Source organism: Cupriavidus pauculus, from assembly GCF_002858765.1.
Taxonomy (GTDB): domain Bacteria; phylum Pseudomonadota; class Gammaproteobacteria; order Burkholderiales; family Burkholderiaceae; genus Cupriavidus; species Cupriavidus pauculus_B.
The window spans coordinates 432,868-453,705 of record NZ_PJRP01000003.1; the positions used below are offsets into that span (position 1 = coordinate 432,868).

The following is a 20,838-nucleotide window of genomic DNA, read 5'->3' on the forward strand; positions in this document are numbered from 1 at the left end:
CGTAGTCCCGAATTAACCTACGTGGCAAACCGCCCCGGGCATCGCTGCGCCGGAGCGTTCTGGCATCGTTCCGGCCCGGCTCAGCTCAACCGGCCTTGCTGCATTTCCCCTGGACCAGCGCCGGGAAGGTAATGGTCGTATTCTCGACCGGCATCTGGATGTCGACGTAGTAGGCCATCGTTGCGGCGTCCAGCGGCAGGAATACCTGCGAACGAAGTCCTACTGTCCCCGGGGGCACCGTCCATTCGGTCGACATGATGCCGTTGATGGCTACTATCTGCGCGATCCCACCCACCGAGTCCCTGGCGACGTTCATATAAAGCGTGGTCGCGGTATTGGTGGCCATGTCCGTGATTTCGCCATCGGCGGAAATCGTGAACACATTGGACTGCATCGCGCCATCCAGGAAGACCGGCAAGCCTAGCCCTGCGGGCCGCAAATACGACACCGCCGGCTGCGAACACGTCCAGCGTCCGGCCACCTGCGCGGCGGTCAGCGTCTGCACGGGGCGGAAGATCGCAGTTCCGGTGATCAAGTCTCCTTGGTCGTTCGGGAAAATCGAGTCCATGTAGAGCGTCTGTACACCGCCGTTGGCTTTCAGTGCGAACACGCGCCCCTGGCGCTGTCCGCCCAGCGTCAGTTCGTACGCGCCGGGGTAGCGGGTCTGGTCTGCCAGCGTCAGACTGCCTGGCAGCCCGTTGACACAGGTGTCGCTGTAGTCGGCCTGGCACATGCGCACCGACCCATCGGCGTTCACCCGCATCTGGCTGCCGATGCCGTTCTGCCCCTTCAGGTTGCCGCTGGTCGCGTAGTACGTGGATTGCGTGGTGATCAGGCTGTACGTGCCGGCCAGACTGGCGGGCGTAGTGGCTGACGACACGCTGCTGGCGCTGACGTGCCCCGACAGCTTGCCCCCGCCCAGCTGCTTGGGCAGCCCGGCGATTTCGCCGGTCAACGTGGTGCCGGACACCGTGAACGTCGCCGTGATCGAGGCAAGCAATGCCGATACGAAGGCCGGTGGCGGATCGGCGCCATCTGCTGCCAGATTGGCGACGGTGTAGACGGCACCGTTCTTCGTATAATCGCCAATCAGCGTGCCGCTCAGACCGAAGGCGGAATCCGCAAAGCGGATCTTGAGCTTGCCAGCTGCCGGGGCATCGAGCGTGATGGCGATCGTGTCCCCAAAACTCATGACGCCCATGTAGGTGACGGCAGCGGGCGTGACCGATCCTCCGCCATCCCCCGTACCACCGGTGCCGCCGGTGCCGCCGGTGCCGCCGGTTCCTATCGAGCCATTGCCGGCATTGCCGCCAGCCCCGCTGCTTCCCCCATCGCCCCCGCCGCACCCGGCCAATGCCAGGCTGACGATCAATGCACGCGCCAGTGCACCCAATCCCCGTTGCGTTGTCGCAATCTTCATGCTGCCCCTCTTCCCCGTCTGTTGTGTGTTGTTTTGCTGCATGCACGTTTTGCGCCGTGGTTTCGCATCCGCGCAACGCGTGCAACAATTCGGGCGGATCGTAGCCTTATCCTCGCGGCATGTATGTCCCCCGAACAAGTGACATTGAAGCCGTTTCCCCTCTTGAGTGGGGACGTTCGCGGTTGCACGAGCCGCTGCCAGTGTCGTGCGCAGCCTTGACGACTTCGCAATCCGACGCCTCGTGACGAACACCCATTCCACGCCCCCTGACCACCTTGCCAAGCCAATCCGTGTCGCCCTGATCGAGGACGATGCGCGCTTCAGCACCGCGTTCATGCAGGCCCTGGCAAGCGCGCCGGACATGCAGGCGGCCGGTACGGCCGCCACGCTGGCCGCCGGGCTGTCGATGCTGCGCGAAGCCATTCCGGCCGACATCCTCGTCGTCGATCTGGGCCTGCCCGACGGTTCCGGCATCGATGCCATCCACGCCACCCGTGGCGCCTGGCCCCGCTGCGAGATCATGGTGGCCACCGTGTTCGGCGATGAGTCCCACGTCATGCGCTCGATCGCCGCTGGCGCCACCGGGTATCTCCTCAAGGACAGCAGCGCGGTCGATATCGTGCGTGAACTCCGGTCGCTGCATCTGGGTGGCAGTCCGATGAGTCCGCTGATCGCCCGACAGGTGCTGCTGCGAATGCGTACGCCGGCCTTGGACGCCCTCGCAAAACCGCAACCGGCGGCGCCGGCCCCCATGCCGTCGACGACGCTGTCGCCGCGTGAATATCAGGTGCTGACCGATATCACGCGTGGCTTCTCCCACGACGAGATCGCGCAGCGCCTGCAGGTATCGCGTCATACCCTGCTGACATATGTGCGCCGCATCTACATCAAACTGGACGTCCACTCGAAAGTGGAAGCCATCAACGTGGCGCGCACGCAGGGCTTGCTCGATGACAGGTAGGCGCGGCTGGCATCGATGGCTGGCCATGGCCCTGTGCCTGACGGCCGTGATTACCAGGTCGCTCGCCGGGGCCCACGCCACCGGTCTGCCCCAGCATCTCACCAGCGCTCAAATGCGCATTACGCCGGGCGGATCGCTCGAATCGCCGCCAGTGCAGTTAGCCATGCCGCCGGACGCCGGGCCCTGGCAGCAGACGTCCCTTCCGCTCGTGGTGCCACGCCAGATCACGCCCGATACCCTCGACAACGGTGCCGTGAAAACCGTGTGGGTGCGCGTGCCCGTGCCCGATGCCGCCCGCACTGGCCAGGCTGATGATCGGCTCTATCTCTACGCGTCGCGCTGGCAGACGGTTGGCCGCCTGGCCGTCTACGTCGACGGCCAGTTGCGCTGGCATTCGCGCGCCGGCCCCGTCTGGAACAGCTACAACTATCCGCTGTGGATTCCGCTGGGGCCCGACCCGCATGAGATCGTCGTGCGCATGGATATGGCCGGGCAGGTCGGCGGCGCCTTGTCGACGATGCGCATTGACACGAACGGGCAGTTGCTGTGGCGCTATGCCCTGCGCAGCTTCCTGCAGACCCAGTTTCCCTACCTTTCCAGCGGCGCGTTGCTGGCCATCGGCATTTTCTCGCTGATGATCTGGTGCCGGCGCCGCGCAGAATCCCGCTATCTGCTTTGCTTCCTGGCTGCCGGCAGCTATTTCCTGCATACGCTGCAGTACCTGGTCGGGCAGGACCCGTTGCCGTTTCCCGAGGCCTGGTTCACATGGCTGGCCTTCAACAGCATCGCCTGGCTGATCCTCACGTGCTACGTCTTCATCTTCCGCTACCTCGACGTGCGCTACCGGCGGCTCGAAGCGGGGCTGATCTGCGTCGTCGTCTTTCTGGCCACCAGCACGCTGCCGCTGTCGTGGTTCACGCACGCGGTCTTCCTGTTTCCGCTGGCGCAACTGCTGCTGGTCTGCCTGAACCTGACCGCGTCGATCGCGGCGCTGCAGGCGTCGTGGCGTGCCCGCTCGCGCGAGGCGCTGCTGTTCTCGATCTGGAACGCGATGAGTACGCCCATCGCCGTCCATGACGTGCTACTGCAGAACTACCGCATCAGCATCGAGGGCATCTACCTGCTGTCATACCTAGGCTGTGTACAGCTGCTGCTGTTCATGTACCTGATGTACCACCGCTACATTGGCGCGCTGGAGCAGGTGGCACAGGTCAATGCGAGCCTGGCGATGCGGCTGGCGCAGCGCGAGGCGGAGCTCAATGAAAGCCACCGTCAGCTACGCGACATCGAGCGCCGCGAGACGCTGGCGCAGGAGCGCCAGCGCTTGCTGGAGGATATGCATGACGGGCTGGGCTCTTCGCTGATGAGCGCCCTGCGTGTAGTCGAACAGCGTAGTGCGGAGATCGATGTCGCGCAGCTGCTGCGCGAGTGCATTGACGACCTGAAGCTCACCATCGACTCGCTGGAGCCCGACTCCGCAGATCTGCTCCTGCTGCTGGCCACGCTGCGCTACCGGCTGGGTCCGCGCCTGGAAGCGGCGGGCATCCGGCTGGTATGGGAAGTGGAAGACGTGCCACCGCTGCAGTGGCTCGATCCGCAGGGCGCGTTGCACGTGCTGCGGATCGTCCAGGAGGTATTCACCAATATCCTGAAGCACGCCAATGCCACCGTGATCCGCGTTCAGACACGCGTCGCGGACGCCACGGTGAGGGTCAGCATCCATGACAACGGTGCGCCGTTCGAGCCCGACACGACTTCGCCCGCGCGCGGCGGACGAGGGCTGACCAATCTGCACCGACGCGCCCAGGCCATTGGCGCCACGATTGGCTGGCAGGCCGATGCCAACGGCACGTGGTTCGCGCTGAACCTTGCCGTGGCACGGGCAACGACCGACGCTTGAGCGGCGTTGGTCGTTGCCGCTACCGCAACGCCACTAGCGCGCGTCGTGCGAATGCACCTGCAGCGCCTCCAGGAAGCGCGACACCATGTTGTAAGCCGCGACGGTGGCGGTCAGCTCCACCACCTGCCGATGCGGGAAGCGCTGGCGGATGGCCTCAGACACCGCTGCCGGTACCTGGATATCGCGGGTCATGGCATCGGTATAGGCCAGCACAGCGCGTTCCGTGTCGTCGAACAGGCTGCTGTCCTGCCAGGACGACAGATCATCCAGCTGTGCCTGCGTCATGCCTTCCTTGAGCGCAATGGGCGCGTGCTGGTCCGCCTCGTAGGGGGCGCCGTTGAGAATGGCCACACGCATGATGACCAGTTCGCGCAGGGCGCCCGGCAAGCTGGACTTCTGCCGGATCGCCGTCAGGTAGGTCAGCCAGCCTTCGGCCACAGGCGGCGCGTGCAGCAGCATCTGGTACAGATGCAGCACGCCGCCGCGTTCGGCCGTGATGCGGTCCACCAGCGGACGTACCGCCGCATCGGACAGATCGGCATAGGGAATGTTTGCCATGGTGCTGTGGTCTCCTGTATTCCTGTATTCCTGGGCTGACGGCTTATTCCGCCACGATGATCTTGCGCTTGACCAGGTCGGCCATCACGTCCGAATCCTTCTTCACGCGCGCCGAGAACGCTTCGGGACTGTTGTTGACGATATCGAACGCATTCTCCGCGAACCGCTTCGACACGTCGGGATCATGCATGACTTCGCGGATGGCCGCCAGGATCTTCTCACGCACGTCGGACGGCAAGCCCTTGGGCGCCACCAAGCCGATCCAGGTTGGATACTCGAAGCCCGGGATCGACTCGCTCATGGTCGGCACGTCGGGCAGCATCGCCGAGCGCTTGGGCGAACTCACTGCCAGCGCGCGAATTTTGCCCGCCTGGATGTGGGGCAGCATCACCGACAGGCCCGCGAACGCGTACTGGATATGCCCGCCGAGCAGGTCGGTCAGCAGCGGCGCGGCGCCCTTGTACGGAATGTGCGTGGTCGACAGCTGCTTCGCGATGTTCAGTTGGGCGCTGTTGACGTGGCCCGCCGATGCCGTGCCCGCCGAACCGTACGATGTCTCCGGATGCATCTTCAGGTAGGCCACCAGCTGGTCGACTGTTTTTACCTGCATGTCGCTGCGCACCACCAGCACCTGCGGTGTGGTCACCAGCAGGCTCAGGTAATCGAACGAGGTGAACGTGTCGAAGCGCAGGTTCTTCACCGTGTAGTGGTTCACCGCCTGGGAATCCAGGGCCAGCATCAACGTGTACCCGTCAGGGCGGGCCCGTGCCAGATCCCCGGCCCCCAGCGACCCGCTGGCGCCGGGCTTGTTCTCGATCACCACGGTTTGCCCCAGTTGCTTACCAAGCGCGTTGGAAATGGTGCGCGCGGTCTGGTCGACGGCGCCACCCGGCGCGAACGGCACGATCAGGCGGATGGGCTGGTTCGGATAGGGCTGCTGCGCCCGGGCGGGCGCCGTGCCCAGCATCGCGGCCACGGCAGTCGCCACCAGCGCGGCGGCACCAAACAGACGTCGTGAAATGCGTGTCATCGTTGTCTCCTTTCTTGATAGGGCGATGCCGGCGGACTCTGCGGTCCGTCGCGGCGGATGCGTACGAGAAACCGATCAGCGCGTTGCGGCCACCAGCCCGCCGTCGACCACGATCTCCGTACCGGTCACATAGCGGCTTTCGTCCGCCGCAAGGAACAGCACCGCGTGCGCGGTATCCCAGCCGTCTCCCATGCGCTTCATCGGCACCTGGCTGTTGCGGTGCGCGATGAAACCTTCGGTGTCGCCCTTCGCGTATTTGGCGGCCAGTCCCTCGATCAGCGGCGTGTGCATCAGCCCCGGCACCACGCAGTTAAGGCGGATGTTGTCGGGGGCGTGGATCACTGCCGTGGTGCGCGTGAAATGCATGAGCCCCGCCTTGGCAGCGGCATAGGCAACCTGCGGCTTGCCCACGTAGCGCAAGCCCGCCACCGATGCCACGTTGATGACGGAGCCCCCACCCTGCCGCTGCATGATGGGCAACACATGCTTGCAGCCCAGGAAAGCGCCCTTGAGGTTGACCTGCATCTGGGCGTCCCACACGGCTTCGTCCATGTCGATGGGGCCGCCGGGCTGCGACAGCCCGACGTTGTTGACCAGGATGTCGATCCGGCCAAAGCGCGCCATGCAGGCCTGGACGGCTTTTTCGACCTGGTCCGCCCTGGTGCTGTCGCAAGCCATGACTTCGGTCTCGAACCCTTCCGCCACGATCAGGTCGCGCGTCTCGTTGGCGTGGTCGAGGTGCAGGTCGGTCCCGAACACGCTGGCCCCCTGGCGCGCCATCAGTACCGCCGTGGCGCGGCCGTTGCCCCAGCCCCTTGCCACCGCGCCGCAGCCCATCACCAGGGCTACCTTGCCATTCAGATCCAGCATGCCGCGTCTCCGTGTGTCGTTGTCCTGAAATTTGCCGGCCCATTCTAGGCAGGCTACATTTATTGCGGAAATTCCATTTATCGATAAATTGATAGGTACCAGGAATGAATGTCACGCCGCGTCAGTTGCGCATCTTCCTTGCGCTGGCCCAGTCGCTGAACTTCAGCCGCACCGCCGAGCAGTTCTTTGTCACCCAGCCATCGCTGAGCAAGACGGTGAAGGATCTGGAGGATGAACTCGGTGTCGCGCTATTCGAGCGGTCCACGCGCAGCGTGCGCTTGACACCTGCTGGCGAGCAGCTTGTGCCGATGGCACGCCGCATCGTCGGGGAATTCGACACCGGCCTGCAGCAGATGCAGAGCCGGGCCGAACAGGAAGCGCATCGGCTGGCCGTGGCGGCGCTGCCGTCGCTGGCCAACGTGCTGCTGCCCGGCGTTTGCGCGGCGCTGGAGCGACGCTATCCACAGCCGCATATCACCGTTCACGATTGCGCGGACCAGGCCGCCGTGCGCCGCGTGATCAACTATCAGGTTGACTTTGCGCTGGCATCGGCCTCGCCGTCGAATCCCGATCTGCACTACGAAGAGATCCTGCGCGACCGCTTTGTGCTGCTGGCGCCGGCGGCCTGGCGGCGGCGGCTGGGCACGCGGACGCGAATGGAAGACCTGAACGATCTGCCGCTGATCAGCATGACCGATGCCAGTACGGCGATGAAGTACATGAGCGCGGCCTTCCTGCAGCGCGGCGTGGTATTCCGTCCCAAGCTGCAGCTCGACCAGATCGGCACCATTGCCGGTTTCGTCAAGCAGGGGCTGGGCATCGCGGTGCTGCCCTACCTGGGCATCATGCCGCTGCTGTCGCTGACGGGCATGTCGGTAGCCGAGATCGTGGACGGCCCGGTGCGGTCGGTGGGCATCGTCAGCCGCAGGGCATCCACGGCATCGGGTATCGCCACGCAGGCCATGGCCGAAGTCCACGCCATCGCGGACCGCCTGATCCAGCAGGCGCCGGAATGGATCTGGCCGCCTGGCGGCGCCTAGCGTGCCGTCGCCCCGCTACCTCGTTACCTCGTTACCCTCGCTATTTGAACGTCGACATCCAGTACGCCCGGATCTGCTTGACCACGGGTTCCGGCAGCGCCACGTAGTTCTCGGCCGAGGCATCGGCCTGTCCTTCCATCAGCGCCCATTGGAAGAATGCCAGCGCATCGCGCGTGGCGGCTGGCGTGCCGGGTCCGCGCGGCATCAGCACGAACACCGTGCCGGTGATGGGCCAGACCGTCTGGCCTGGCGGATTCGTCAGCACCTGATAGAAGTCCTGCTGAGGGTTCCATTCCGCTGCGGCGGCCGCGGCGCTGAACGACTCGCGCGATGGCAGCACGTAGTGGCCGTCGCGATTCTGCACCGAGGCGTAGGGCAGCTTGCGCTGCAGCGCGTAGGTCAGCTCGACATAGCCCAGCGCCCCCTTGACATTACGGATATAGACGGCGACACCGTCATTGCCGCTGGCACTCATGCCCAGCGGCCATTTCACCGTGGTGCCGGCGCCCACCGCGTCTTGCCACTCCGGGCTGACCTTGGAGAGAAAATCGGTCCAGTTGAACGTGGTGCCGGAACTGTCGCTGCGATGCACGACCGTGATGGCCATGTCTGGCAGCAACACCCCGGGGTTGACCGCCACAATGGCCGGATCATTCCACTTGACGATACGGCCCTGGAAAATCGCCGCCAGCAACGATCCCGTCAGGCGCAACTGCCCGGGTGCGACACCTGGCAGGTTGAGCACCGGCACCACGCCGCCCACCACGATCGGAAACTGCGCCAGGCCGGCGCGCTGCAGTTCGTCGGGCTTGAGCGGCATATCGGTAGCGCCGAACGTGACGTTGGCCGCCTTGATCTGCCGGATTCCATTGCCCGAGCCCACGGGCTGGTAGTTGACCTGCTGCCCCGTCTTCGCGTAGTACGTGGCCGCCCATTTCGACATTAGCGGATAGACGAACGTGGACCCGGCACCGGTCACATCGCCGGCCTGCACCGGCCCAGACCATGCACCACAGATCAGCATCGTCGCCATGATCGCGCGCACCGCGCACTGGAAAGCCGTGGGCACACGCGACGCGTCCATGATCGTTCTTCCTTGTTTTTCGCGTGCGACAGGCGCGCCGCTCAAGGACTCAGGCTAGCAGATGGCGTGCGAAGCGAAAGGACTTTCCAACCGCCGCGCGGCGGCGCGCCAGTGGTTTTTGCAGGCGGTGTGATTCATCCGCGCAAAACTGTCAAAAAAGCTTCACGCATCGCGCTGCGGATCAGGGGGAATCAGGGCTGCGCGGCCCACGCATCGCGCGTCAGCCGGTAAAGCACATGCCGTTCGAGCCGATGCCCGGGCGGCAGCGCGGGATGGTCGAAATCGCCGGCTGCGTCATGGTGCATGCCCAGCCGCTGCATCACGCGCTCAGACCGCTGGTTGATCGCCGCCGTGAACGACACGATCTCGTCAAGCTGCAGAACATCGAATCCATAGGCCAGGGCGGCCCGGGCGGCCTCCGTGGCATAGCCATGCCCCCATTGGTCATGGGCCAGTCGCCAGCCGATCTCCACGCAAGGCCCGAAGGGCGGCTGCCATGCCGGAATGCCGAGCCCGGCAAAGCCGATGAACGTGGCGGCCCCCGACATCGCCTTCAGCGCCACCGCCCACAGGCCAAAGCCATGTTGCGCATGATGGGCCACGATGCGGTCGAACAGGGCATCGCTCTGGGCATCGGTCAACGTGGACGGGAAGCAGGCCATCACGCGCGGATCGGCATTCATGGCGCGAAACGGCGCGCGGTCTGCCTCGCGCCAGGGTCGCAGCAGCAGCCGCGCCGTCGGCGCGGGCCACTGCACGGTCATCGGGAATGCACCTTGAAGGCGTCGCCCTGCATGCCGGCGCGATCCACGGCCGCGATGCGATTGCGGCCATTGTCCTTGGCGTGGTAAAGCTGCGCGTCGATCAGGTTCAGGAAGGCCGTGGCATCGCTGCGGTCGTTGGGCACCATCGTGCCCACCCCGAAGCTGGCCGTCACGCGCTGGTCGTAGGGCGAGCGCAGGTGCGGAATGGCGGCCGCCGCAATCAGTTCGCGGCAGAGCTCGGCCACCTTCACGGCGTTGTCGGCATCGGTGTCGCCGAGCACCATCGCGAATTCCTCGCCGCCAAAGCGGCCCAGGAAGTGGTGTTCGCCCAGCGCGTCGCGCAGCACGGACGCAATCCGCTTCAGGCAGGCATCCCCCTGCACGTGCCCGTAGTAGTCGTTGAAGGACTTGAAGAAATCGATGTCCATGATGATCAGCGACAACGGCGTGCCCGCCACCGCCGCCGCGTCCCATTGGGCCTGCAGCACGGCATCGAACTTGCGGCGATTGCCCACGCCGGTCAGGCCATCGGTGAACGACAGGCGCTCCAGCTCCTGCTGCAACTGGGCCAGCATCTCCTCGGTGCGCTTGCGCTCGCTGATATCGAACATGAAGCCAATCAGCGACTCGACCTCGCCTTGCGCGTTGCGCACCACGTGGACCACGTCGCGCAGCCACACATAGCCGCCGTCGCGCGTCAGCGCGCGGTAGTCGGCCTCGTGATCGGTGCCGGCCTGCGACTGCGCCACGCAGAAGTTGACCACCTGCTCGCGGTCGTCCGGATGCATGCGGTCGGCCCAGTCGTTCACGGTCTTCCATGTCGACGGCGCCCAACCCAGCAGCGTTTCGATCTGCGGGCCGATGTAGGCGAACGCCATCGTCGCCCAGTCGATCTTCCACGGAATGGCCTTGGTCGATTCGAGCAGCGTCCGGTAGACGGCGTGATCGTCCTCCCCAGGCGCGTGCCCCGGCGGCGCAAGCGATTGCTCATGGCGCAGGAACGCAGCCTGAAGGGCGCTGTTGGCGGGGTCGTTGGCCGGCTCGCCGGCGGGGTGTCGAGGGTCGTCCTGCTTGGTCATGGCGTGATCGGGTGACGGAGGAGAGACTGGAGGCGGCTATGATGGCACGAACGCGAACAGGAAAGGAGACAACCATGCTGGAACTGCGCCCCACGTGCGAACACTGCAACACCCGCCTGCCGCCGGCCTCCACGCAGGCCCGCATCTGCAGCTTCGAGTGCACGTTCTGCGCCGATTGCGTGGACAACGTGCTCGGCAACGTCTGCCCGAACTGCGGCGGCGGCTTCACGGCCCGCCCCGTCCGCCCGTCGCGCGACTGGAAGAACGGCAACACGGTGGGCAAGTACCCACCTTCCGCCACGGTCAGGCACCGCCCGGTGGACGCCGCCACGCACGAGGCGTTCGCGGCGGCCATTCGCGGCGTGGCACCGCAGGATCGATAGCACTGCCCCGCCACCGCCCGGACGGATCTGGCTCCGCACGGCCTGCACGCTGACGCCGGGCGCGCGAGTGACCGGCACCAGCGCGCAGGCGTCGGCGCGAACTGGCTGCGGGCTAGCCGCCTGCCCTGGCGCCCCGTTCGGCGGGCACCGCACGCCGCCGCTTGCCGGCGTCCAGCCGCAACGCATCGGCAAACGCGCGCACCGCTGGTGGCAGGTGACGCCCGGCCATGGTCTGGATCTGCAGCGCCCGCTGCTGCATCGCCCGGCCGGTGATGGGAACCAGCACCCGGCGGTCGGCCCGCAGGGTATTGCGCACCGCCAGCGATCCGGTCAGGTACACCACATCCACATGGTTCTGATAGGCCACCAGCGCGCCCAGCGAATTGCTGGTCAGCAGCACGTTGGGCCGCAGGCCCTCCAGGCTGCAGGCCAGGTCGAACAGCTGCCGCAGCGTATGCACCGTGCTGGGCAGCACCAGCGGATGCGTCACCAGTTCTCGCAGCGGCACGCGCGCCATGCCCGCAATGGGGTGATTCCTGCTGACGCATGCGAACACCGGCGCCACCTCGGAGTATTCCACCGCGATGCCGTCCTGATCTGCAATCGCGAAGGTCAGGGCGATGTCGACCTCGCCCTCGCGCACCAGCCGCGTGGCTTCCGCCGCCGTCACCACTTCCAGCGCGAACGCCACCCCCGGGTAGCGTCGCTGGAATGATGCGATCAACGTCGGCACGTACTCCCTGGCAAACCCCTCAGTACATGCCACGCGCACGGTACTGTGCGTCAGGCTCATCAGGCCCTGCAGGTCGGCCTGTAGCGTTTCGGTGTCCAGGAGCGCCCGCCGCCCGTACTGTTGCACCACGCGGCCGGCCTCGGTCAGGCGCATGCCGCGCGGCTCGCGATCGAACAGCACCACGCCCAGCTCCTCTTCGAGCCGCGCAATCTGCCGGCTGATCGCCGACACCGCGACATGCAGTGTCTTTGAGGCTGCGGACAGCGAACCTGTCTGCGCCACTTCAAGGAAATAGGCCAGCGGCACGGCGTGGATCGACGTCAGTTTCATGGCGGCTTTGGGGGCGGGATCGGGGACGGCGTGAAAGCAGCTTCGAGGTGGATGGCCATCCGAATTCTGCTTTCCACATGATACGTGCGGGGCCACCGTTGCGTTGCCAATTTTAGAAAGGTCCGTTGCAGCGCCCACGCCCGCTTCTGGTGCCGGCATCGTGCGGATTCCGACGCGCGGGTGGCAGCATGTGCCGTCTTTGCACCGACGGCGAGCGATTGATGGCGCAGTGCGCGCCAATCGTGTGCCGCGATCTGCGCGCCCAGGCAGCCGTCACTGTCACGTTCTGGACACCTCGCTGCCATGCGGCTGTGCCACGCGACCCTGGCCGGCGGTATCGTTGCCATCGCCGACAAGAAAAGGAGACCGTGCAGTGAGCGAAATCTGTTTCATGGACGCCGTATCGATGGCCCGCGCCATCCGTACGCGCGAAGTGTCCGTCAGCGAAGTCATCGAAGCCCATATCGCACAGATCGAACGGGTAAACCCCACGGTCAACGCGATCGTCACGCAGACCCTCGATGTGGCGCGCATCGAAGCTACCGCCGCCGACGTGGCGCTCGCGGCCGGACATCAGCCGGGCCCGCTGTTCGGCCTGCCCGTGGCGCACAAGGATTCGTACCTGACGGCCGGCGTGCGGACGACGTTCGGCTCCGAGGCCTATCGCGACTTCGTGCCGGCGCATGACAGCGCCGTGGTGGCGCGCCAGAAGGCGGCGGGCGCCATCACGCTGGGCAAGACCAACCTGCCGGAATTCGGCGCCGGCTCGCACACGTTCAACACGGTATTTGGCGCGACGCACAATCCGTATCGCCATGGCGTATCGGCTGGTGGCAGCAGCGGTGGCAGTGCAGCCGCGCTGGCCGCCGGCATGGTGGCGCTGGCGGACGGCTCGGACATGGGCGGCTCGCTACGCAATCCGGCCAGCTTCTGCAATATCGTCGGCCTGCGCCCGTCGATGGGCCGCGTGCCGATGGCGCCCTCGGCCTTCGCATTCAATACGCAGACGGTGGGCGGACCCATGGGCCGCACCGTATCAGACGTGGCGCTGCTGATGAGCGTCATTGCCGGGCAGACCGCCGCCGACCCGCTGTCAGTCAGCGAACCCGGCGCGCAGTTTGCCGACCTGCCCGAGATGTCGTGCATGGGCCTGCGCGTGGCGGTCAGCCCCACGCTCGGCGGCCTGCCCTTCGCCCCCGCCGTACGACGTGCGCTGGACGAAGGGGTGCGCATGTGCGAGTCGCTGGGTTGCGTGGTCGACGAAGCCGAGCCGGATTTCACCGGCGCCGACCACGCCTTTGAAGTATTCCGTGCGCTGGCCTTCGCCACAAGCTACGGGTCGGTACGTGCGGAGCATGGCGAACGGATCAAGGAAGCAGTACGCTGGAACGTGGACCTGGGCCTGTCTTTGGACGGCGCGGCCGTGGCCGAAGCCGAGCGGGCCCGTACGCGGCTGTTCGCGCTCATGCAGGCGCTGCTGGAGCAGTACGATTTCCTGATCGCGCCGGTATCTCAGGTACTGCCGTTTTCGGTGGAGACCGAGTATCCGGCGGAGATCGCCGGCGTGGCCATGGAAAGCTACATCGCCTGGATGCGCTCGTGCTACCGGATCACGATCACCGGTCACCCGGCCTTGTCGCTGCCCTGCGCGTTCACGGACAGCGGCCTGCCGGTCGGGCTGCAGATCGTGGGCAAGTATCGCGGCGAGCGCAATCTGCTGGCTTTCGCGCGCATGCTGGAGCGCGCCAATCCGACCGGCCGGCGGCGCCCGCCCGGCATGTAGCCCCGGTGGGCCTGGCCGCCACCTGTTGCATTGCATCCTGTCTTGTTACGTCACCGAAAGGAAAAACATGGTTGGAAGATCGATGAACCGCTGGGGCCAAGCCTGCCTGCTTGCCACCGCATGTGTTGCCGCCACGCCGGCCAGTGCCGAGTCATTCCCGGACAAGCCGATCAAGCTGGTGGTGCCGTTCACGCCGGGCGGGTCCACCGACGTACTGGGCCGGCTGCTGGCCAAGAAACTCACGGAAACGCTCAATGCCACCGTCGTCGTTGAAAATCGCGCCGGGGCCGGCACCATCGTCGGGGCCGACTACGTCGCCAAGTCGGCACCCGATGGCTACACCCTGCTACTGAGCGCGGCCACGACGTTCACGATCAATCCGGTCACCTACTCGAAGCTGCCCTACGACTCGTTGAAGAGTTTCGATGCCATCGGCCTGGTGGGTTCGACGGGGCTGGTGCTGCTGGCCAATCCGTCGGTGAAGGCGAACTCGCTCAAGGAACTGGTAGCCAACGCAAAAGGCGCACAGCCGCTGACCTATGGATCGTTCGGCGCAGGCACGACCGCGCACTTTGCCGGCGAGATGATCAACGCTGCCACGGGGCTGCGCATGCTGCACGTGCCGTACAAGGGCAGCGCGCCGGCGATGACTGACCTGATCGGCAACCAGATTCCGCTCAGCGTCGATACCGTGGTGGCCGCCGCGCCAATGGTCAAGGGCGGCAAGGTCAAGGCGCTGGCGCTGACGTCGGCCACGCGTTCCGCCCTGCTGCCCGACGTGCCGACCGCCGCGGAGAGCGGGTATCCGGATGTGAACCTGTCGACCTGGTTTGCGGTGGTCGGTCCCAAGGGATTGCCCGCGCCGGTCAGGCAGAAGCTCGAAGGCGCGCTGGCCACCGTCATGAAGGACCCCGACATGCGCAAGAGCATGACCGCCAACGGCTTCGAGCCCGAATACGGCACGGCCGCCGATTACGCGAAGCGTGTCAGCGCCGAGATTCCGCGACTCAGGAAGATTGCCGAGACGGCCAATATCAAGGCGGATTGACGCCAGCCCCGGCGGCATCGCCGCCGGGCCGCTTCCCGCTCCGCGGATAGCGGCATCTCCTCGGCGGCTTGACAATCTCCGGCCTTTCGGCGCAGCATTAACGGAACATCGTTCTAACCAATAGAACGAAAGAATTCCAAATGCTGCAGGAGACTCCATGACACGTCGCGCCTTTCTGGGTGCCGTTGCGCTGGCCGCCGCCAGTGCAACGGTGGCCCCCATCCACGCCATTGCCGCCGACACCTTCCCGTCCAAGCCGATCACCGTGATCGTGCCCTACGCCGTGGGCGGCTCCGCAGACCTGATTACACGCCTGGTCACCACGGGCATGAGCGCCAATGGCACCAGCACGGTGGTGGACAACCGCACTGGCGGGGGTGGCGTGATCGGCTGGAGCACGGCGGCGCGCGCCAATCCGGACGGCTACACGCTGCTGACCATGGAGATGTCCTACGCCATCGCGGCGACGCTGCAACCCAAGCTGCTGCCGTTCGATCCGAAGACCGCCTTCCGCCACATCTCCGTCGTGGCATCGGTGCCGCACGTACTGGTGGTCAATCCCAACGTGCCTGCCAAGACCGTGCAGGAGTTCATCGCACTGGCCAAGGCCAACCCGGGCAAGTACTACTATGGTTCCGGCGGCAACGGCACCAATACCCACTTGGGCGGTGCGCTGTTCAACAGCGTGGCTGGCATCAACCTGGTTCACGTGCCCTATCGCGGCGCCGGCGCGGCGCTGCAGGACGTGATGGGTGGCCAGATCCAGGCGCTGATCACCTCGCTGCCGACGGCACTGCAATACATCAAGAGCGGCAAGCTGCGCGCGCTGATGCTGGCCAACGATGTGCGCTCGCCCGTGCTGCCCGACGTGCCGGCCGCACCCGAAGTGGGCATGCCCAGGATGGTGATGAAATACTGGGTGGCGTTCTCGGCGCCGGCCGGCACGCCTCAGCCGGTGATCGACCGCCTGAACAAGGACATCGTGGCGGCCGTCAACACGCCCGAGGTCAAGAAGCAACTGCAATCGCAAGGCCTCGACCCCGAAGGCACCACGCCCGCGCAGGCCAGCAAGCTGGTCGAAGACGAGATCAAGCGCTGGGCCGCCGTGATCAAGACCGCCAACATCAAGGCAGACTGACATCGCCATGTGGAACGTCAACTTCACGCCCCCGCAGATCATTGAAGCACGCGTGCTGACGCGCATGCCCGACCCATTGCGGCTGCCCCAGCGCAGCGCCTGGGCCGACGCGAACAAGCCCGGGCAGATCGCCGACAGCTTCCTGGAAGGACCGACCTTCGACCGCGACGGCAACCTGTACCTGACCGATATCCCGCATGGCCGGCTGTTCCGGATCACGCCGGATCTGCAATGGCACTTTGTCGGCGACACCGGCGGCTGGCCCAACGGCATTGCCTTGCACCGCGGCGGCAGCCTGTGGATTGCCGACTATCGGCGCGGCATCCTGCGGATGACTCCGGGCCGCGGCGATGTCGAAGTGGTGCTCGGCCATCGCAATTCGGAGAGCTTCAAGGGCGTCAACGATCTGACGTTCGACGCGCAGGGCAACCTGTATTTCACCGATCAGGGCCAGACCGGCCTACACGATCCGTCCGGCCGCGTCTACCGGCTGCGCCCTTCCGGCCAGCTCGACCTGCTGCTGTCGAACGTGCCGAGCCCCAACGGCATCGTCATCGATCCGTCAGGCCGCTTCCTTTTCGTGGCTGCCACGCGCGGCAACGCGGTATGGCGCATGCCGCTGCTGCCCGATGGATCGGTATCGAAGGCCGGCGCCTTCCAGACGTTCTTCGGCACCAGCGGCCCCGACGGCCTGGCCATGGACGCCGACGGCCGGCTGGTGGTGGCACACGCCAGCCTGGGCGGCGCATTTGTCATCGACGCGCACGGCTGGTGTACCCATTTCGTGCGAAGCCCGATGGGCGGCACCGTGACCAACGTGGCATTCCGACCCGGCACGAACCGGCTGGTGATGACCGAATCGGCCAGCGGCTCGGTATTGGAAGCAGAGTTGCCGGGGGTTGGGGCGGTGTTGTTTGGGGAAGGCGGGGCCGCCTAGCGCTGACGTCCATCCGCGCCGCTGAAGCGTCACCCAGCGGCCCTATGCATGCCGTCATGCGCTCATCCACTCATGCACTATCTTTGGAAGGCCCTGCCCAACCCATCGTACGCAACCAAAGCGGACGAAAGGAGACTTCCAGATGGCATATATCGACGGATTCCTGCTGGCCGTACCCAACGCCAACCGTGACACCTACCGCCAGGTGGCGCAGAAGGCCTCGGCAGTATTCAAGGAACACGGCGCGCTGAAAGTGGTGGAGTGCTGGGGCGATGACGTACCCGAGGGCAAGGTGACCTCGTTCACGATGGCCGTGCAGCGCAAGGATGACGAGAGCGTGGTGTTCTCGTGGATCTGGTGGCCGTCAAAGGAAAAGCGCGACGCGGGCATGGCCGCAGCCATGCAGGACCCACGCCTGAAGGAGGGCATGGATCCGATGCCGTTCGATGGCCAGCGGATGATCTATGGGGGATTCGAGGTCATCGTCGACGCCTAGGCGCCGGGTCCACAAAAAAGCCAGGTGCCGCGATGGCTCAGAACTCCACCATCGCAAAGTCTTCCTTGCCGACATCGCATTCCGGGCAACGCCAGTCGTCCGGAATGTCTTCCCAGCGCGTGCCGGGCGCGATGCCGTCTTCGGGCAGGCCGGCGGCTTCATCGTAGACCCAGCCGCAGATGATGCAGACCCACTGCTTGAACTCGGCCTCCGCTGCGGCCGACACCGGCTGCCCGCCCGGTACGGGCGCCGCCTTGGATTCCGGCTCCGCCGGCCCTTCGAGGCTGAACACCAGCGGCGCGGCGGTGCCTTCGGTGGCCTGGGTCAGGTGCGTCTGCAGGCGTTCAAGCAGCGCCTGCGCCTCGTCGATCGACAAATCCACCCAATACGGATCGCCGGCGGCGTCGTTCAGGCGTTGCGGGGGAAACTGGATTTCGACGGAAGTGCCTTTCTGGTACATGCGGGGGCTGAGAGAACTTGAGGACGTGAGGAAAGCAAACAGGCCCCAGATGGGGCCTGTTTGCAAGATTTCAAGACTTCCGCGTCTCGTGGCGGGCGTTACGGCTTGCCGCCCGCCCACTGCGTGCCGCTGCCCGCGTCGCCGGCCACGGAATACAGTGCGCCCGGCGCATTGCGCGTCTTCTGGAAGTCTTCCAGCGATTGCCCGCGCATGGCCGCGTAGATATGCAGGTTCGACACCCCGCTGACCGCGCCGAGCTTTTCCAGCAGGAAGAAGATCACGCCGTAGTGGATCATGCCGCGCCAGTCGCGCCGCGAAATCAGGTCGCGTTCCTCATCGGTCAGCCCGGCCGCGTCGTAGGTGGCAGCCGGATCGCTCCGGAAGCGCTCGCGGAAAGCCGGGTCGATCAGCTGGTGCAGATAGCTGTTGATGCGATACGCGCGTACGCTGCGTTCGAGCGTGAACGGGTACGTACCCTCCAGATCGTCGATGCCCTTGAGCTGATGGCCGATATGCGCGCGCTGTTGTGCCGATCGCGCGGCCACCACGTCAGCGTCCTCGGTGGCCACATTCTCGTACACCGCCACGGCGATGCCGGTCATCGAGGGCAGGTAGTAATCGCGATGCAGGCAGCGCACGTCGCCCATCGCGCCACGCATCACCATCCACATCACCACCTCGGCGCTCTCGAAGCCGCCACGTCTGGCAAATTCGGCGTGCGTGATGTCCAGCAGCTTCTGCGGCTCGCGCTCGAACAGGTCCAGGAATTCGTGGTCCCAGGTCGTGTTGTTGAAGCCCGCCCGCTCGCCATGCACCTGGTGCGACAGCCCGCCGGTGGCAACGATCGCCACCTTGAGGTCTTCCGGATAGCTCTCCACGGCACGGCGAATGGCCTGGCCCAGCTTGAAGCAGCGTCGCGCGGACGGCGCCGGGAACTGCAGCACGCCCACCTGCAGCGGCAGGATCTTCACCGGCCATGCACCGTCGTGCGGCAGCATCACCGACATTGGCGAGAAGCAGCCGTGATCGAGCGGCTTGTCCTGGAAGAACGACATGTCGAACTCGTCGGCCACCAGCGACGCGCCAACGTGCCGGGCCAGTTCGGCGTGCCCGTATGCCGGCGGCAGGTTGCGCGGGCCGCCCCCTTCGTCGGCGGCCTCGTACTTCTCGCCGATGCCCAGCGCGAAGGCCGAGTAGTGATCGAAGAAGAACGACGTGACGTGATCGTTGTAGATCACCAGCAGCACGTCGGGCTTCTTTTGCTGCAGCCACTCGCTCACCGGCGCATATGCCGCGAAAATCGGGGCCCATGCGGGGTCTTGCTGCTTGCCCGCGTCCAGCGCAAAGCCGATGGTGGGCGTATGGGATGAGGCGATTGCGCCGATGATGGTGGCCATAAGTCAGTACGTCAGGCTGTGACCGCGCGAAGCTGTGCCCGCTTGGTCGAAACAATGGAAATCGCTGCCACGGTGGCGGGGATGGCCAGGATGGCAATCACTGCGCTGAAGCTCCAGCCCATCGACAGCAGCACACCACCGGCCATCGAGCCCGTGATGCTGCCGAAGCGGCCGATGCCGAGCATCCAGCTCACGCCGGTGGCACGCACCAGCGTCGGGTAGCACTGCGGTGCGAACGCGTTCAGGCCGGTCTGCGCACCGCTCATGCAGAAGCCAGCCAGCAGCACATAGGCGGCGAACGTCGACGACATCACGCTGCCCGAAGCCAGCAGCAGGATGAATACCGCGCCCGTCACATAGGCCACGCCAATCACGCGATGCGGCGCAAAGCGGTCCATGCAGTATCCCACCACCAGCGCGCCGACGGTGCCGCCGAGCTGGAACAGCGCCGTCAGGTTGGCGGCGCGTTCGATCGGCAGGCCAGCGTCCTTGATCAGCGTGGGCAGCCAGCCGCTGAGCAGGTAGATCACCAGCAGGCCCATGAAATAGGTCACCCACAGCGCCAGCGTCATGCCGCGGTAGCCCGTCGACAGCAGCGTGCGCACCGGTTGCTTGCCCGGCACGGCCGGCTCGCTGATCGTGAACGTCGTGCCTTCCGCAATCTCGCTGCCCACCACGCGCCGCAGCGTACGGGCGATGCGGTCGGGTGACGCATTGCGCGCCACCAGAAAGCGTGCCGACTCCGGAACCAGCAGGATGTAAAGCGGCAGGCAGACCAGCGGAAGCGCACCGCCAACGATCAGCACCGCGCGCCAGCCGTGCTCTGGCAAGATGGCGGCGGCACCGAAGCCAACCAGCGCCGAACCCAGATTGAAGCCCGTGAACATCGTCGCCAGCAGCATGCTGCGCGAGCGCTCAGGTACGTATTCGGACAGCAGCGTGGTAGTGCTCGGCATTGCCGCGCCCAGGCCCAGCCCGGTCAGAAAGCGCAGCAGCGACAGTTGCGTGGTGTTCTCCGCGAACGCGCACAGCAGGTTGAACACGCCGAACAGGAAGACCGAGCCGATCAGCAGCTTCTTGCGGCCGAAGCGGTCGGACATCGGGCCTACCAGCAGCGCGCCGATCGCCAGGCCGATCGGTGCGGCGCTCATCACCACGCCGAACGCCGCCTTGGAAATCCCCCACTCCTTGGTAATGCCCGGCGCCAGGAAGCCCATGATGGCCACGTCGATGCCGTCGGTGGCCACGATCATGAAACACAGCACCAGCAGCAGCCACTGGTAGCCGGACATCTTTCGGTCGTTGATATGGGCCCGGATATCGAGCCGTTGGGTGGTCATGTGCCGTCTCCTGGCATGGTTCCGCCGTGCAGGCCGCAGCGGAATCTTGTTATCAATAAGCTAATCGCCGCATGGGCGACTTGCCGC

The 20,838-nt window shown here is 65.7% G+C and carries 20 protein-coding genes; 9 read left to right on the forward strand and 11 right to left on the reverse strand.

Features of this window, described 5'->3' with window-relative positions; genetic code table 11:
- Window positions 1-85: 85 nt before the first annotated feature.
- Window positions 86-1,420, reverse strand: a complete 1,335-nt coding sequence (locus tag CYJ10_RS33670; protein WP_146002007.1) for a hypothetical protein — start codon at window positions 1,418-1,420, stop codon at window positions 86-88.
- A 241-nt stretch (window positions 1,421-1,661) separates the two neighbouring features.
- On the opposite strand from CYJ10_RS33670, the gene CYJ10_RS10485 reads away from it, so the two are divergent.
- On the forward strand, window positions 1,662-2,381 hold the full coding sequence (locus tag CYJ10_RS10485) for a LuxR C-terminal-related transcriptional regulator (RefSeq protein ID WP_257993226.1): 720 nt from the start codon (window positions 1,662-1,664) through the stop codon (window positions 2,379-2,381).
- On the forward strand, window positions 2,371-4,281 hold the full coding sequence (locus CYJ10_RS10490; RefSeq protein WP_146002008.1) for a sensor histidine kinase: 1,911 nt from the start codon (window positions 2,371-2,373) through the stop codon (window positions 4,279-4,281). Before CYJ10_RS10485 ends, CYJ10_RS10490 begins: the two co-directional genes overlap by 11 nt.
- Window positions 4,282-4,314: 33 nt before the next feature.
- Here CYJ10_RS10490 and CYJ10_RS10495 read toward each other — a convergent pair whose 3' ends face one another.
- The 3 genes from CYJ10_RS10495 to CYJ10_RS10505 all read right to left on the reverse strand — a co-directional run bounded on the left by CYJ10_RS10495 (window position 4,315) and on the right by CYJ10_RS10505 (window position 6,739).
- Window positions 4,315-4,839 (reverse strand): carboxymuconolactone decarboxylase family protein, encoded by a 525-nt coding sequence (locus CYJ10_RS10495; protein WP_101681414.1) that lies wholly within the window; start codon window positions 4,837-4,839, stop codon window positions 4,315-4,317.
- Window positions 4,840-4,882: 43 nt separating this feature from the next.
- Complete coding sequence (locus CYJ10_RS10500) at window positions 4,883-5,869, reverse strand: Bug family tripartite tricarboxylate transporter substrate binding protein (RefSeq protein ID WP_101681415.1); 987 nt, start codon at window positions 5,867-5,869, stop codon at window positions 4,883-4,885.
- A gap of 75 nt (window positions 5,870-5,944) precedes the next feature.
- Window positions 5,945-6,739 carry an SDR family NAD(P)-dependent oxidoreductase gene (locus CYJ10_RS10505; protein ID WP_101681416.1) on the reverse strand — a complete coding sequence of 265 codons (795 nt, stop codon included), beginning with the start codon at window positions 6,737-6,739 and terminating at the stop codon, window positions 5,945-5,947.
- Between the two features lie 104 nt (window positions 6,740-6,843).
- Between CYJ10_RS10505 and CYJ10_RS10510 the strand changes: the two genes are divergently transcribed.
- A complete protein-coding gene (locus CYJ10_RS10510; RefSeq protein WP_101681417.1) occupies window positions 6,844-7,779 on the forward strand; it encodes a LysR family transcriptional regulator in 936 nt (311 codons plus the stop codon).
- A gap of 40 nt (window positions 7,780-7,819) precedes the next feature.
- Here the strand turns inward: CYJ10_RS10510 and pstS are convergent, their stop codons facing one another.
- The 3 genes from pstS to CYJ10_RS10525 all read right to left on the reverse strand — a co-directional run bounded on the left by pstS (window position 7,820) and on the right by CYJ10_RS10525 (window position 10,706).
- On the reverse strand, window positions 7,820-8,863 hold the full coding sequence (gene pstS / locus CYJ10_RS10515; RefSeq protein ID WP_101681418.1) for a phosphate ABC transporter substrate-binding protein PstS: 1,044 nt from the start codon (window positions 8,861-8,863) through the stop codon (window positions 7,820-7,822).
- 191 nt (window positions 8,864-9,054) lie between these two features.
- Complete coding sequence (locus tag CYJ10_RS10520) at window positions 9,055-9,627, reverse strand: GNAT family N-acetyltransferase (RefSeq protein WP_101681419.1); 573 nt, start codon at window positions 9,625-9,627, stop codon at window positions 9,055-9,057.
- Window positions 9,624-10,706 carry a sensor domain-containing diguanylate cyclase gene (locus tag CYJ10_RS10525; RefSeq protein WP_101681420.1) on the reverse strand — a complete coding sequence of 361 codons (1,083 nt, stop codon included), beginning with the start codon at window positions 10,704-10,706 and terminating at the stop codon, window positions 9,624-9,626. The genes CYJ10_RS10520 and CYJ10_RS10525 overlap by 4 nt, the downstream gene beginning before the upstream one ends.
- A 74-nt stretch (window positions 10,707-10,780) precedes the next feature.
- Here CYJ10_RS10525 and CYJ10_RS10530 point away from each other — a divergent pair, with 74 nt between their 5' ends.
- Window positions 10,781-11,089, forward strand: a complete 309-nt coding sequence (locus tag CYJ10_RS10530) for a DUF1272 domain-containing protein (RefSeq protein WP_101681421.1) — start codon at window positions 10,781-10,783, stop codon at window positions 11,087-11,089.
- A gap of 112 nt (window positions 11,090-11,201) precedes the next feature.
- Here CYJ10_RS10530 and CYJ10_RS10535 read toward each other — a convergent pair whose 3' ends face one another.
- On the reverse strand, window positions 11,202-12,152 hold the full coding sequence (locus CYJ10_RS10535; protein ID WP_101681422.1) for a LysR family transcriptional regulator: 951 nt from the start codon (window positions 12,150-12,152) through the stop codon (window positions 11,202-11,204).
- A 391-nt stretch (window positions 12,153-12,543) separates the two neighbouring features.
- Here CYJ10_RS10535 and CYJ10_RS10540 point away from each other — a divergent pair, with 391 nt between their 5' ends.
- From CYJ10_RS10540 to CYJ10_RS10560, 5 genes are all read left to right on the forward strand, one after another.
- Window positions 12,544-13,935, forward strand: coding sequence for an amidase (locus tag CYJ10_RS10540; protein WP_101681564.1), 1,392 nt, complete (start codon window positions 12,544-12,546; stop codon window positions 13,933-13,935).
- Window positions 13,936-14,017: 82 nt separating this feature from the next.
- Window positions 14,018-14,983 carry a Bug family tripartite tricarboxylate transporter substrate binding protein gene (locus CYJ10_RS10545; protein ID WP_101681423.1) on the forward strand — a complete coding sequence of 322 codons (966 nt, stop codon included), beginning with the start codon at window positions 14,018-14,020 and terminating at the stop codon, window positions 14,981-14,983.
- A gap of 157 nt (window positions 14,984-15,140) precedes the next feature.
- Window positions 15,141-16,121 carry a Bug family tripartite tricarboxylate transporter substrate binding protein gene (locus tag CYJ10_RS10550; RefSeq protein WP_101681424.1) on the forward strand — a complete coding sequence of 327 codons (981 nt, stop codon included), beginning with the start codon at window positions 15,141-15,143 and terminating at the stop codon, window positions 16,119-16,121.
- A gap of 7 nt (window positions 16,122-16,128) precedes the next feature.
- Window positions 16,129-17,058, forward strand: a complete 930-nt coding sequence (locus CYJ10_RS10555; RefSeq protein ID WP_101681425.1) for an SMP-30/gluconolactonase/LRE family protein — start codon at window positions 16,129-16,131, stop codon at window positions 17,056-17,058.
- Window positions 17,059-17,200: 142 nt separating this feature from the next.
- Window positions 17,201-17,554 carry a DUF1428 domain-containing protein gene (locus tag CYJ10_RS10560; protein WP_101681426.1) on the forward strand — a complete coding sequence of 118 codons (354 nt, stop codon included), beginning with the start codon at window positions 17,201-17,203 and terminating at the stop codon, window positions 17,552-17,554.
- A 37-nt stretch (window positions 17,555-17,591) separates the two neighbouring features.
- Here CYJ10_RS10560 and CYJ10_RS35095 read toward each other — a convergent pair whose 3' ends face one another.
- The 3 genes from CYJ10_RS35095 to CYJ10_RS10575 form a co-directional block, all read right to left on the reverse strand.
- Window positions 17,592-18,014, reverse strand: a complete 423-nt coding sequence (locus tag CYJ10_RS35095) for a rubredoxin (RefSeq protein ID WP_101681427.1) — start codon at window positions 18,012-18,014, stop codon at window positions 17,592-17,594.
- 98 nt (window positions 18,015-18,112) lie between these two features.
- Window positions 18,113-19,411 (reverse strand): gallate dioxygenase, encoded by a 1,299-nt coding sequence (locus tag CYJ10_RS10570; RefSeq protein WP_101681428.1) that lies wholly within the window; start codon window positions 19,409-19,411, stop codon window positions 18,113-18,115.
- Between the two features lie 11 nt (window positions 19,412-19,422).
- The gene (locus tag CYJ10_RS10575; RefSeq protein ID WP_101681429.1) at window positions 19,423-20,751 is read right to left on the reverse strand and encodes an MFS transporter; all 1,329 of its coding nucleotides are present in this window, start codon (window positions 20,749-20,751) and stop codon (window positions 19,423-19,425) included.
- Between the last annotated feature and the right edge of the window lie 87 nt (window positions 20,752-20,838).

Coding starts and splice junctions, on each gene's coding strand:
- CYJ10_RS33670 (WP_146002007.1), bottom strand. CDS start 1,420: ATGAAGATTGCGACAACGCAACGGGGATTGGGTGCACTGGCGCGTGCA.
- CYJ10_RS10490 (WP_146002008.1), top strand. CDS start 2,371: ATGACAGGTAGGCGCGGCTGGCATCGATGGCTGGCCATGGCCCTGTGC.
- CYJ10_RS10495 (WP_101681414.1), bottom strand. CDS start 4,839: ATGGCAAACATTCCCTATGCCGATCTGTCCGATGCGGCGGTACGTCCG.
- CYJ10_RS10500 (WP_101681415.1), bottom strand. CDS start 5,869: ATGACACGCATTTCACGACGTCTGTTTGGTGCCGCCGCGCTGGTGGCG.
- CYJ10_RS10505 (WP_101681416.1), bottom strand. CDS start 6,739: ATGCTGGATCTGAATGGCAAGGTAGCCCTGGTGATGGGCTGCGGCGCG.
- CYJ10_RS10510 (WP_101681417.1), top strand. CDS start 6,844: ATGAATGTCACGCCGCGTCAGTTGCGCATCTTCCTTGCGCTGGCCCAG.
- pstS (WP_101681418.1), bottom strand. CDS start 8,863: ATGGACGCGTCGCGTGTGCCCACGGCTTTCCAGTGCGCGGTGCGCGCG.
- CYJ10_RS10520 (WP_101681419.1), bottom strand. CDS start 9,627: ATGACCGTGCAGTGGCCCGCGCCGACGGCGCGGCTGCTGCTGCGACCC.
- CYJ10_RS10525 (WP_101681420.1), bottom strand. CDS start 10,706: ATGACCAAGCAGGACGACCCTCGACACCCCGCCGGCGAGCCGGCCAAC.
- CYJ10_RS10530 (WP_101681421.1), top strand. CDS start 10,781: ATGCTGGAACTGCGCCCCACGTGCGAACACTGCAACACCCGCCTGCCG.
- CYJ10_RS10535 (WP_101681422.1), bottom strand. CDS start 12,152: ATGAAACTGACGTCGATCCACGCCGTGCCGCTGGCCTATTTCCTTGAA.
- CYJ10_RS10540 (WP_101681564.1), top strand. CDS start 12,544: ATGGACGCCGTATCGATGGCCCGCGCCATCCGTACGCGCGAAGTGTCC.
- CYJ10_RS10545 (WP_101681423.1), top strand. CDS start 14,018: ATGAACCGCTGGGGCCAAGCCTGCCTGCTTGCCACCGCATGTGTTGCC.
- CYJ10_RS10550 (WP_101681424.1), top strand. CDS start 15,141: ATGACACGTCGCGCCTTTCTGGGTGCCGTTGCGCTGGCCGCCGCCAGT.
- CYJ10_RS10555 (WP_101681425.1), top strand. CDS start 16,129: ATGTGGAACGTCAACTTCACGCCCCCGCAGATCATTGAAGCACGCGTG.
- CYJ10_RS10560 (WP_101681426.1), top strand. CDS start 17,201: ATGGCATATATCGACGGATTCCTGCTGGCCGTACCCAACGCCAACCGT.
- CYJ10_RS35095 (WP_101681427.1), bottom strand. CDS start 18,014: ATGTACCAGAAAGGCACTTCCGTCGAAATCCAGTTTCCCCCGCAACGC.
- CYJ10_RS10570 (WP_101681428.1), bottom strand. CDS start 19,411: ATGGCCACCATCATCGGCGCAATCGCCTCATCCCATACGCCCACCATC.
- CYJ10_RS10575 (WP_101681429.1), bottom strand. CDS start 20,751: ATGACCACCCAACGGCTCGATATCCGGGCCCATATCAACGACCGAAAG.